Source organism: Actinoplanes sp. NPDC000266 (genome assembly GCF_042899005.1).
Lineage (GTDB): Bacteria > Actinomycetota > Actinomycetes > Mycobacteriales > Micromonosporaceae > Actinoplanes.
In genome coordinates this window covers 150,595-162,459 of record NZ_JBIAZI010000003.1, presented here as the reverse complement: position 1 = coordinate 162,459, position 11,865 = coordinate 150,595, and the positions used below count along the sequence as shown (strand labels likewise).

The 11,865-nt window shown below is 70.6% G+C and carries 8 protein-coding genes; 4 read left to right on the top strand and 4 right to left on the bottom strand.

The window, feature by feature from the left end; genetic code table 11:
* Nucleotides 1-79: 79 nt before the first annotated feature.
* From ACFY36_RS12300 to sigJ, 3 genes are read right to left on the bottom strand one after another with little or no spacing between them, the layout of a single operon-like run.
* Nucleotides 80-1,675, bottom strand: a complete 1,596-nt coding sequence (locus ACFY36_RS12300) for an isovaleryl-CoA dehydrogenase (protein ID WP_499746006.1) — start codon at nucleotides 1,673-1,675, stop codon at nucleotides 80-82.
* Between the two features lie 30 nt (nucleotides 1,676-1,705).
* Complete coding sequence (locus ACFY36_RS12295) at nucleotides 1,706-2,197, bottom strand: DinB family protein (RefSeq protein WP_499746005.1); 492 nt, start codon at nucleotides 2,195-2,197, stop codon at nucleotides 1,706-1,708.
* A 9-nt stretch (nucleotides 2,198-2,206) separates the two neighbouring features.
* Entirely contained in the window at nucleotides 2,207-3,091 is an 885-nt protein-coding gene (gene sigJ / locus ACFY36_RS12290) for an RNA polymerase sigma factor SigJ (RefSeq protein ID WP_499746004.1), read from the bottom strand.
* A gap of 83 nt (nucleotides 3,092-3,174) precedes the next feature.
* Between sigJ and ACFY36_RS12285 the strand changes: the two genes are divergently transcribed.
* The 4 genes from ACFY36_RS12285 (at nucleotide 3,175) to ACFY36_RS12270 (ending at nucleotide 9,201) form a co-directional block, all read left to right on the top strand.
* Nucleotides 3,175-3,636: a nuclear transport factor 2 family protein gene (locus tag ACFY36_RS12285; RefSeq protein ID WP_499746003.1), complete on the top strand. Its 462-nt coding sequence runs from the start codon at nucleotides 3,175-3,177 to the stop codon at nucleotides 3,634-3,636.
* Entirely contained in the window at nucleotides 3,633-4,199 is a 567-nt protein-coding gene (locus ACFY36_RS12280) for an NADPH-dependent FMN reductase (protein WP_499746002.1), read from the top strand. The genes ACFY36_RS12285 and ACFY36_RS12280 overlap by 4 nt, the downstream gene beginning before the upstream one ends.
* A gap of 1,874 nt (nucleotides 4,200-6,073) precedes the next feature.
* Nucleotides 6,074-7,753, top strand: a complete 1,680-nt coding sequence (locus ACFY36_RS12275) for a dynamin family protein (RefSeq protein ID WP_499746799.1) — start codon at nucleotides 6,074-6,076, stop codon at nucleotides 7,751-7,753.
* Nucleotides 7,750-9,201 (top strand): dynamin family protein, encoded by a 1,452-nt coding sequence (locus ACFY36_RS12270; RefSeq protein WP_499746001.1) that lies wholly within the window; start codon nucleotides 7,750-7,752, stop codon nucleotides 9,199-9,201. The genes ACFY36_RS12275 and ACFY36_RS12270 overlap by 4 nt, the downstream gene beginning before the upstream one ends.
* Here ACFY36_RS12270 and ACFY36_RS12265 read toward each other — a convergent pair.
* Entirely contained in the window at nucleotides 9,158-11,704 is a 2,547-nt protein-coding gene (locus ACFY36_RS12265; protein WP_499746000.1) for an Hsp70 family protein, read from the bottom strand. The genes ACFY36_RS12270 and ACFY36_RS12265 overlap by 44 nt on opposite strands.
* Nucleotides 11,705-11,865: the final 161 nt, after the last annotated feature.

The window sequence follows — 11,865 nt, the reverse complement described above, 5'->3', positions numbered from 1 at the left end:
CTACCGGGCGCGGCGCTTTTCAGGCGGGCGTGGCGCTTTTCAGGCGGGCGTGGCGCTTTTCAGGCGGGCGTGGCGCTTTTCAGGCGGGCGCGGCGCGGTCGACGATCGTGGCGGTGTCGGCGCCGCGGGGGAGGGTGCCGAAGGTGTGGCCCCATTCGCCGCCGAGGCGGGTGGCGCAGAAGGCGTCGGCGACCTCCGGCGGGGCGTGCCGCACGAGCAGGGACCCCTGGAGCACGAGGGCCAGCCGTTCGACGACGCGCCGCGCGTCCGCCTCGTCCGGGCGCTCGTTCTTCAGGGCGGTGATCGCGGCGTCGAGCCGGCGGTCGGCGCCCGTCGCGGCCTCGGTCTCGGCCAGGAAGGCGGCCAGCGCGTCGGGCTCCTTGCGCAGCGTGCGCAGGACGTCGAGGGCCTGGACGTTGCCGGAGCCCTCCCAGATCGAGTTGAGCGGGGCGTCGCGGTAGAGCCGGGGCATCCCGGAGTCCTCGACGTAGCCGTTGCCGCCCAGGCATTCGAGGGCCTCGCCGACCAGCACCGGCTGGCGTTTGCAGACCCAGTACTTGCCGGCCGCGACCGCGAGCCGCTGGAACGCCTGCTCGCCGCGGTCGACGGCGCCGGCCAGGCGCATGGCGAGCAGGGTGGCGGCCTCGGACTCGATCGCCATGTCGGCCAGGACGGCGCGCATGACGGGCTTGCCGGCGAGCGGGCCGCCGAACGCGCTGCGGTGCCGGGTGTGGTGGATCGCCTGGCTGAGGGCGGCCCGCATGCCGGCGGCGGAGCCGGTGACGCAGTCGAGGCGGGTCATGGCGACCATCTCGATGATCGTGCGGACGCCCTGGCCCTCGGGGCCGACGAGCCAGGCCGTGGTGCCGTCGAACTCGGGCTCGGAGGAGGCGTTGCTGCGGTTGCCCAGTTTGTCCTTGAGCCGTTGGATCCGGAAGACGTTCCTGGTCCCGTCCGGGAGCACCCTTGGCACCAAGAAGCACGACAGCCCTTGGTCCGCTTGGGCCAGCACGAGGAACAAATCCGACATGGGCGCACTGGTGAACCACTTGTGGCCGGTCAGGCGGTAGGTGCCGTCATTCGATTTTTCGGCCTTTGTCGTGTTAGCGCGGACGTCGGAGCCGCCCTGCTTCTCGGTCATGCCCATGCCGGCGATGAGGCCGCGCTTCGTCGAGGGTGTGCGCAAGCCGGGGTCGTACACCCGTGACGTCAATGCCGGCTCGAACATTTCGGACAAGTCGGGATTGTGGCGGAGGGCGGGGACCACGGCGTACGTCATGGAGACCGGGCAGATGTGTCCGGCCTCGACCTGCGACCAGACGAAGACGCCGGCGGCGCGGGCGACATGGGCGCCGGGGCGCCTGTCGGCCCACGGCGAGCCGGCCAGGCCCTCGCCGACCGCGACCTCCATGAGCCGGTGCCACGACGGGTGGAACTCGACCTCGTCGACCCGGTGCCCGTAGCGGTCGTGGGTGAGCAGCCGCGGCTCGTACCGGTTGGCCTCGCCGGCCCAGCGCTGCGGCTCGGCCGTGCCGGCCAGCTTGCCGAGCCGGTGCAGATCGCCGACCGCCCACGGCGCGCCCTCCCGGGCGACGGCCGCGAGCAGGGCCGCGTCGGCCGACACGTCGTAGTCCACGAGCGGGGGCGCCTGGTTGAAGACCTCGTGCGTCACCACCGCAATGTAACTCGCGGGTAACTTCCGCCGCTATCGCCCGGTGGTCCCGTCGATCAGCTCGCGGAGGATGTCGGCGTGACCGGCGTGCCGGGCGGTCTCGCTCGTCATGTGGGCCAGCACCCACCGCAGGCTGAGGAACTGGCCGTCCACCGGATGGTGCACCGGCGTGCTGAGGTCGGCCGCGGCCCGGACGACGGCGTTGCTGTGCTCGATCGCGGCCCGGTAGGCGGCGATGACGTCGGCCGTGCTCGCCTCGGCGGGCACGGCCATGCCGAAGTCGGGCTCCGCCACCTTCTCGCCGGCCACGGTGTAGGCGAACCAGTACCGTTCGCCGTCGGTGAGATGCGCGATCAAGCCGAGCAGGTTGGTACCGGTGGGCACCAGCACCCGGCGGAGCTGCTCGCCGGTGAGACCCTCGGCCTTCTTGAGGACGGACTCGCGCGCGAACTCCAGGAAGGCGATCGCGGTGTCGATCTCCCCGTCGTCGTTGCGGGGTACGGGTTTGCGCTGGGTCTCGGCCATCAGCGCACCCTAGCGGTTCCACGGCCTTTCCGGATCCGGGTTCCACGGCCGCAGTTTTTCCGGGTTGCGCACGGCCCAGATGTGGATGATCCGATCATCGGCGATCTCGAACGAGTACACGGTGACGACCTCGCCGCCGATCTCGACGATCAGGCCGGGCCGGCCGCTGACCGTGCGCTCCACCATGGTGAAGTCGCCCACCTTGGACGCCAGCTCGACCCAGGCGCGGGCGATGCGCTCCCCGCCGGTGAGGGGTTCGAGCAGCGCGGGCGCGCGGCCACCGCCGTCGGCCACGGCCGTCGCGTCGGGGTCGAGCAGCCCGATCAGCGCACCGATGTCCTTGGCCTCCCAGGCCCGCTTGAAGTCGCGGACGATGCCGGCCTGCCGCGCGGCCGGGGTGGCCGGCGCCCGCGAGACCTCCATCCGCCGCCGGGCCGAGGAGGCGAGCTGCCGGCAGGCGGCCGGTGTGCGCCCGACGATGTCGGCGACTTCCGCGAACGGGTAGCGGAACACGTCGTGCAGGATGAAGGCGACCCGCTCGGCCGGTGTCATCGATTCCAGCACGACCAGGAACGCCATGGTCACGGACTCGTCCAGGGTGATCCGCTCGGCCGGGTCGGCGGCCGTCCCGTCGTCCGGCCCGGGCAGCGGTTCGGGGATCCATTCGCCGACGTAGCGTTCACGCCGCACCCGGGCCGAGCCGAGCTGGTCGAGGCAGATCCGCCCGGCCACCCGGGTGAGCCAGGCCGCCGGCGACTCGATCAGCCCCCGCTGTTTCTCCGACAGGGCAAACCATCGGGCGTACGTCTCCTGCACGGCGTCCTCGGCCTCGGCCAGGGAACCCAGCATCCGGTAGGCGAGGTTGGTCAACCGCCGCCGCTCGTTCTCGATCATCGTTTCCCCCTCACCGGTACGACGAGACGGCCACCCCGGATGTGAGGTCCTGACATTCGGTGGCCCCGTGTCGTCGTACGGCCATGACCGATTTTCAGGAGATCGCCGACCGCGTCGAGATCGAGGCACTGCGCGGCGAGTTCACCGACTGCGCCATGACCCGCGACTACGACCGGCTGGCGTCGCTGTTCACCGAGGACGGCGCGCTGCGCATGCCGAACATCCCGGCCGAACTGACCGGCCGCGAGCAGATGCGCGCGTTCGGCCGCCGCGTCCCGTCCCTCGTCGAGTTCCTGGTGCAGAACAGCCACCCCGGCCACCTGCGCCTGACCGGCGACACAGCAACCGGCCGCACCTACATGCAGGAGATCGGCCGGTCCCGGGACGGCCGCGCGGAACTGAACTGGGCGATCTACCACGACCGTTACCGCCGAACCGAGACCGGCTGGAAGTTCACCGAGCGCGTCTACGAGGTCCGCTACCACGACACCACCCCGCTGACCGGCACAGCGCCCACAATCGACTTCGAGGAGTACACCCGATGACCCGCATCGCCGTCATCCTCGGCAGCACCCGCCCCCAACGCCGAGGCGAGGAGGTAGCCCGCTGGGTCCTGGCCCAGGCCACACCCCGCACGGACGCGTCGTTCGACCTGATAGACCTCCGCGACCACCCCCTGCCGCACTTGAACGAGCCGAACCCAGCCTTGTACTCCACCTCCTACGAACACGAGCACACCAGAACCTGGTCCTCGACGATCGCCGCATACGACGGCTACATCCTGGTGACCGCCGAGTACAACCACGGCGTCCCGTCCCCGTTGAAGAACGCTTTGGACTACCTCTTCCACGAGTGGGCCAACAAGGCGGTGGGCTTGGTCTCCTACGGCGTGGACGGAGGAGCCCGAGCAGCCGAACAGCTACGCCTGACAGCAGGCGCCCTCCAGATGGCCGACGTGGCTTACCAGGTAACACTCAACCTGTTCACTGAATGGGACAACTTAACCACGTTCACCCCCACCAACCGATCAGCCACAACCCTGGACCGCACCCTGGATCAGGTAGTCGCCTGGAGCACAGCATTGGCTTCCCTCCGAGCCGCTGTCTGACCTTCCATGCCCGCCGGGACGGCACCCTCGACGACACCGGTGCCGTCCCTTCTTTCGCTGACGTCCGCCGTGCGCACTCATTCCAGCGACCGTTCAAAGAATCCATCAAGACTCGCGCCGCACTATTCGGACCGCCATCCGCGATTCGTTTCAGGCGGTGTGATAGCCGCGGTGCATATCCGCTGCCACCGACAATTTTCGATGCCTCTGGAGAGCACGCCCCCGGCAATGATGTGCCGGCTGCCTGGATCGCGCAAGAATGGCCGGTTCTGGATGGAGCGAGTACCGTTTGTGGTCGAGCCTCAAATCGCTACGAGGGGATCCACACTGCCCGGCGGACTCAGCTCGAGGTGTGACTTTCGCCCAATTCGCTGATCCGCCCAATGCCCGTGGCGCCGCCCGCTCTGCCGATTGGGCTTGAGCCGTCGGTTCGGCCTGGTGCGCCAGCTGGGCTTGGTATACGGATTCGGCCTTGCCACCTCGGGCCGCGCCGTTGGTTTGGGTTGGTCTGTCGGCTCGGGCTGCGTTGTCGGTGTGGGTTGGTCTGTCGGCTCGGGCTGCGCTGTTGGTTGGAGCTGATCTGTCGGCTCGGGCTGCGTTGTCGATGTGGGCTGGTCTGCGAACTCAGGCCGCGCTGTCGATTCGGGCTGACCTGCCAGTTCGGCCTTCGCTGTCGGGTCGAGCCTCACTCCTGTCCCCACCCGAGATGCCGGATCTATCCGGACTTCGGCCTCGACGGGCTCTTCGGCGGGACAGGCGGGCGCGGTCGACGGCGTGCCTTCCTCGGGACCAGCGGCCACCGGCTGGGCAACGGGCCCACCCGAACCTGGCCGCCGCACCCACTTGACATCGTCATCCCATATCAACGGTGGAATCCGCTCGGTCGGATCGTGCAAACCCAACTCGCCGCACACCCGCGAGCAGCCATGCAACCGGCACAACTTCAACGCGTGACGTCGTTTAAGGCCCCATTTCCGCCGCTCCGCCTGGACCCGCCGGAGCCCCACCATCTCCGGCGAATGACTCGGCACACCCGACCAATCCCGCAGCGCCGCAATTACCGACCTGGAAAAGAACCCTAGCTGTGTCATAAGCCATTCTCCCGCACCCTGAAGATCGACAGCAAAGGAACGATCATGCCAATCCAAGATGGCGGCGGGGCAACATATTCATGGTCGATGAGGTATTGTCATTTCGCACACGGAAGATGGGATGATGTCACGGTCGGCGGATCGTTGGGTATCGCGTCGTTCCACCGCAAAGCGACGATCACTCGCGCCTCGATCCGAGAGCTTGCTCGATGCGGCCCGAACGGAGGCGCGGCCGATCCGGACGGGCGGCTCCGTCCTCGAGAGGGTTGGCCGGCGATGCCGCCTGTCGCCGGTGATCACGTTCGGGCCGGCGTGGGCGTCCGGGGGCCGATCGGTCAGGGCCGGCGAGGGCGTCTTCAGCCCGGGCCGGCGTGGGTGTCCGGGGGCCGGTCGGTCAGGGCCGGCGAGGGTGTCCTCAGTCCGGGCCGGCGTGGGCCTCCGGGCGCCGATCAGTCAGGGCGATTCCTTCACGGCCCGGCCGGGGCGGTGTCCGGCGCGCTGGATCGGCCTGGCCCGCGTGAGGCGCGCTGGATCGGCCTGGCCCGCGTGAGGCGCGCTGGATCGGCTTGGTCCCAGTGAAGTTTGGGCTCCGCACGCGCCGCCGGGGTGCCGTTCCGGCGGCGCGTGCGGAGGGTCTCTGGTGGTATGGCGCACAACATCGCACATCGGGTTGGGTGCTCGCATGTCGGAAATCCGTCCGTGTGGAGGGGTCGACCATGGGCCGCCACTGTGTAAGGTCGTGCGGTCGGTCGCTGTGAGTGAGGCGGAGGAGAGCTCTTGACCGTGCTCGGCGAGCTGGCCGGCGCGCGGGCGCTCGCGGCCGGCGGCGGGGAAGTCGATCTGGTCGAGCGGATCGACCGGGCCACCGCGCAGCTTCGCGCGGCTGATGTCACCGTGGCCGTTGTCGGGGAGTTCAAGCAAGGTAAGAGCACCCTCGTCAATGCCCTTCTTCGCACCGATGTCTGCCCCGTCGACGCCGACATCGTGACCGCGGCGCCCATGACTTTGCGCTACGGGGAGCCGCCCGCCGCGTGGGCCGATGGAGCGCCGATCGAGTTCACCGCCATCCGGGACCATCTGGACGAGCCGATCGAGATCCGGCTCGACCGGCGGCTGCTCGGCGCCGGGCTCGCCATCGTCGACACTCCCGGCGTGGGCGGGCTCGACTCGGCCCAGGGCAACGTCACCCTCGCCCTGCTGCCGTCGGCCGGTGCGGCCCTCTTCGTCACCGACGCCGCCCAGGAGCTCACCGCGCCCGAGGTCGACTTTCTCCGGCGTACGGTCGAACGCTGCCCCCGCACCTTCTGCGTCCTCACCAAGACCGACCTCTACGTCGAGTGGCGCCGCATCGCCCAGATCAACGAAGGTCACCTGAAGCGAGCGGGGCTCGACGTGCCGGTCGTGCCGGTTTCCTCTTTTCTGCGGGCCCGGGCCCAGGCCCGCGACGACACCGCGCTCAACCAGGAGTCCGGCTATCCGCGCCTGGTCGACCTGCTGCGCCGCGACGTCCTCGAAGCGGCCATGCGGGACAAGGTCGCGGCGGCCCGGGCCGAGCTGTCCTTCGTCGTCGAGCGGCTCCGCGAGCGCGTCGACGCCGAAGGGGCGGCCATCCGGGGCGTGCCGCAGGCGGTCCAGCGGTACGAGGAACGGGCGCGCCGCAGCGCGAATCTGGCCAACGGCACGTGGCAGACCGTTCTCGGCGACGGCATCCAGGACCTGGCGGCCGACGTCGACCACGACCTGCGCGAGCGGCTGCGCCGGATCATCCGGGACGGCGAGGAGGTGCTCGAGGGCTCCGATCCCCGCGACACCTGGCAGGACTTCCAGGCGTGGGCGGCCCGGGAGGCCGCGGCCGCCGCCGCCGACAATTTGATGCTGCTCGTCGGCCGCACCGAACAGCTGGCGGCCGAGGTGGCGCAGCGGTTCGGCCTCGAGTGCGACCAGCTGGAGATCGACCTGCCGGCGCCCGAACTGGCCCTGTCCAAAGCGGCCGTGCTCGATGTGAGCTTCCATCAGACCCGCATGCAGCAGTTCCTGGGCGCGTTCACCGCCGCCCGCGTCTCGTACGGCGGGTTCTACCTGCTCGGGGCGGTCGGCGCCCTGTTCAGCGTGGCCTGGGCGGCGCCGCTCGGCCTGATCGCCGGCCTCACGCTGGGCCGGCGGATGATGAAGATGGAGAAGGAGCGCCAGGTGCGCCAGCGCCGCCAGCTGGCGCTGTCGGAGCTGCGCAAATACATCGACGACGTGGGCTTTCACCTGGGCCGGGATTGCCGTGAGGCCGTACGCCGGACCCAGCGCCTTCTCCGCGACGAGTTCACCGGCCGCGCCCGGTCCATCGAACGGTCGGCGACCGCGTCGAAGGCGGCCGCCCACCGCGCCGCCGACCTGTCGGACGTGGAAAAGCAAGCGCGCATGGCGGCGCTGGCCGAGCAGCGCCGCAAACTGGACGGACTGGCCGCGTGAACGTGACTCTGCTCGGCCAGGTGCGCGGGCTGCTCGACCGGGCGGTGGCCGAGACCGGCAACCCACGGCTGACGGCGGCGCGGGCGAGAGTGGACGAGCCGTTGCGGGTGGCCATCGCGGGGCGGGTCAAAGCCGGCAAGTCCACCCTGCTCAACGCGCTCGTGGGTGAGGAACTCGCGCCGACCGACGCGGGGGAGTGCACGAAGGTCGTCACCTGGTACATGGACGGGCTCGGGTACGCCGTGACGGCGTACGGGAGTGAAGGATCTGTTGAATCCCGGCCCTTCACGCGGCGCGACGGGGCCTTGGAGATCTCGCTGGGGCGGCCCGCGGAGGAGATCGAGAAATTGGAGGTACGCCTGCCCAGCGGGCGGCTGCGGCGCCACACGCTCATCGACACGCCCGGGATCGCGTCGCTCTCGGCCGACGTGTCGCTGCGGACGATGGCCTTCCTGGACGCGGAGGGGGAACGGGCGGCGCAGACCGACGCGGTGCTCTACCTGCTGCGCCACATGCACGGCAGCGATGTGCGCTTCCTCGAGTCGTTCCACGCGGACGGGATCAGCGAGGGCACACCGGTCAACGCGGTGGGGGTCCTGTCGCGGGCCGACGAGATCGGCGGCTGCCGGCTGGACGCGATGACGGCGGCGGGCCGGATCGCCGATCGCTACGCGGCCGACGAGCGGCTGCGGCGGCTCTGCCCGGTGATCGTGCCGGTGGCGGGGCTGCTCGGCGCGGCCGGGGCGACCCTGCGCGAGGACGAGTTCCGGCTGCTGGGCCAGGTCGCGGCGCTGCACATGGACGACGTCATCGAGCTGCTGCTCACGGCCGACCGGTTCGCCGATTCCGGCGAGGCCCGGCGTCGGCTTCTGGGGCGGCTGGGGCTTTTCGGGGTACGTCTGTCCGTGCGCCTCATCAAGGACGGCGCGGTCGGCGACGCGCCCGGGCTGGCCGCGGCCCTGACCGAGGAGAGCGGCATCGCCCGCTTGCGGGAGGTGCTGACGGCGCAGTTCGCGGGGCGGGCCGAGGTGCTGAAGGCGCGCTCGGCGCTGGCCGTGCTCGACGAATGCGTGGTGCCGGGGTCGGCGGCGGCGGTCGAGGCGGAACGCATCCGGGCCGGGGCGCACGAACTGACCGAGCTGAGGCTGCTGCGCTCGGTGCGGGCGGGCCGCGTACCGGGCAAGGACGATCAGCTGGCCGAGATGGACCGGCTGATCGGCGGGAGCGGCATCGACCCGTACAGCCGCTTGGGTCTGGCTCCCTCGGCCACCGGCGACGAGGTGGCCGAGCGGGCGCGGGCGGCTTTGTCGAAGTGGCAGCGGATCGCGGAACACCCGATCTCCGCCCGCGACCTGAGAACGGCGGCGCGGGCGGTGACCCGTACATGTGAAGGGCTGTTGGCTCTCAGAACCAGCAGGGATGGGCCTCACGCCGGCCCAGTTCGGTGACCACGGCCTCGCCCGTGCCGTCGGGCTTGAGCAGAACGATCCGGGGCCGCTCGTAGGGCCCGCGGGCGAAGGCGAACCACTCGCCGTCCGGTGACCAGCTCGGATCCTGCTCACGGGCCGGGTCGTCGGTCAACTGCCGGGGATTTCGCCCGTCGCGGCCGACGATCCAGATGTCGGAGTCGCCGTTCTCGCCCTCACGGGTGAACAGCACCTGCGAGCCGTCGGGGGAGAGCGCGGGGTCGTTGGCCTGGCCCATGGCGGCGGTGGTGATCTGCCGGCCGGGCTCCTTGACGTTGTCCATGTCGAGCTCGTAGATCTGCTTGATCCCGCCGCGCTGCACCCAGTAGGCGATGGCCTTGCCGTCGGCCGACCAGAAGGGATCGTCCTTCGGATCCTTGGAGAAGGTGAGCTGCTTGTGGGGGCCGCCGGCGACCGGCATGGTGAAGAGCTGCGTGACGCCGCCGACCTTCTTGACGAAGGCGAGCTTGCTGTCGTCGGCCGACCAGGCGACCCGCCCCGGCGCATCGTCGATGATCTTCCGCCGCTCGCTGCCGTCGGCGTTCATCACGTAGATCTCGCTGGCGGTGCCGGTGTTGTGGGTGAGCGCGATCTGCGTGCGGTCGTGCGACCACTTGGGAAGAACATCACCGGCTTCGGTCCCGGCGAGGGGTGTACGGGGGGTGTCGGCGCCCGGCTGGAACGCGTAGATCTTCGAGATCCGGCCCGGCCCGGAGTCGTCGCCGGTGTCGACACGCACCAGGATCTTCTTGTCGGTGGGGTAGGGGACGGGAGCGACAGAGCTCTGCTGGAGGGCGCCGTCGGTGCTCTTCTCGGGCTCGTCGTCGCGGTTGAACGCGATGTAGGCCGCGGTACCCGCCGCGACCAGCACGGCCACGAAGGCCCCGGTGATCGCGAGCAGCCGGTTGTTCCGCCGCCGGGGCTCGGGCTCACCGGGCATGATCGGCGCACGCGGCCCACCCGGCGGGGGAACGGAGGCCGGCGGATATCCGGTTTGCCGACCCGGCGCGGGCGCGTATGCGGCCTGCGAGCTGGGAGGGGGCGTGCTCAGCGTCGGCGGACTCGACGGCGGGGAGGTGTAGACCTGTGTGCGGGCTGCCGGGGAGACGTCAGGCATCGTCGCGGTCTCCGGCATCGCCCCCATTCCCGACATTTCTGAAATGTCGGTGGGAGGGGAAGTAGGCGAGGAGCCGGGGATGGAGGCTGCGCCTCGTGAGTACTGAATGCCCGAGTTCGGCTGCCGGGGCACGGCGGTCGAGGGCGTGGAAGGCGAGGACGCTGCAGTCGAGGGTGTGAAAGACGGAGCCGTGGCGGCCGAGGGCGGCGCGGAGGGGGAGTACGCGCCGGCTGGTGGCGTTCGGGTGGCGGGCTCGGCAAGCGCGGATGTGGTGTGCCGGCGCGCGGGTGAGACCGGGGCCGTGGCGCTCGACAGGGCCGCGCCCATCGCCACGCTGTGCTCGGGGTGGGGGTCGGCGGCTACCGGGCGGTTCAGCTCCTCGGTCAGGATCTGGGCCACCAACGGGATCCGGGACGAGCCGCCGGCCAGCAGGATCGCGCTCACCTCGGCCGGAGTCACGCCGGCTCCGCGCAGGGCCCGGCGGGTCGCGTCGATCGTGTCGGAAAGGGCCGGGGCGATCATCGACTCCAGTTCGGAGCGGTTGAGGCGCACCTGGCGGTGCAGGCCCGGCAGGGCGACCGGGATCATCGTCTCGGTGTCGAACGACAGCGCCTCCTTCGCCTCCACGCAGTCGCGCCGCAGGCGGGCCAGGGCCGTCACCACCTCGGGGTCGTCGCCGTCGAGGTCGCCCGCCGCCGCCTCGCCCAGCACCTCCAGGACGTGGGCGAACACCGCCTCGTCGAAGTCGGCCCCGCCCAGCTGCTCGATGCCCTCGGCCTCGCCCAGCAGCACGAAGTCGTCGCCCTCGCGCCGCAGCACCGCCACGTCGAACGTGCCGCCGCCCAGGTCGTAGACCGTCACCGTCTCGCCCGGGCCGATCCGGCGGGCCGTCGCGTGGCGCAGGGCCGCGGCCTCCGGCTCCGTGCGGAACACGACCGGGCCCACGTCGGCCAGCCGGACCGCCTGGTCGAACTGCTCCCTCTTGTACGGTCCCCAGTTCGCCGGATGGGTCAGGGTGACCGTGGACGGCTCGGCGCCGCGCATCCGCACCACCGTGCCGAGCACGTGCCGCAGCAGCTTGCCGGTGAGCGCGTGGGCCGAGAACGGCACCCCGCCGGCCAGGATCGGCACCGGGTCGCCGATGCGCCGCTTGAACTCGCGGGCCAGCCGGTCGGGCTCGGCCTGGCCCCGCCGCTCGGCCGCCTCACCGATCAGCAGGCCGCCCTCACCCGTCACGAAGACCAGTGAGGGGATCTCGGCCCGGCGCGTGCCCAGGCGTACGACATCAACCCGCCCGTCGCTCTCGCGCACCGCCGCCGCGGTCTGTGTCGTGCCCAGGTCGATGCCGAGGGAGTACTCCGAAGCCACGCCCCGATGTTTCCAGAATCGCGCCATCAGCACCCCTGCCCGAATGGGTATCGGCACGATTCGAGTAGGCGGATTCACGACAGAATGATCTCGAAGGCCCGCGAAATGGCCTTGATCATCTTCTCGGGCGGAGTTCACCTGACGGAAACCTCCACCGAACC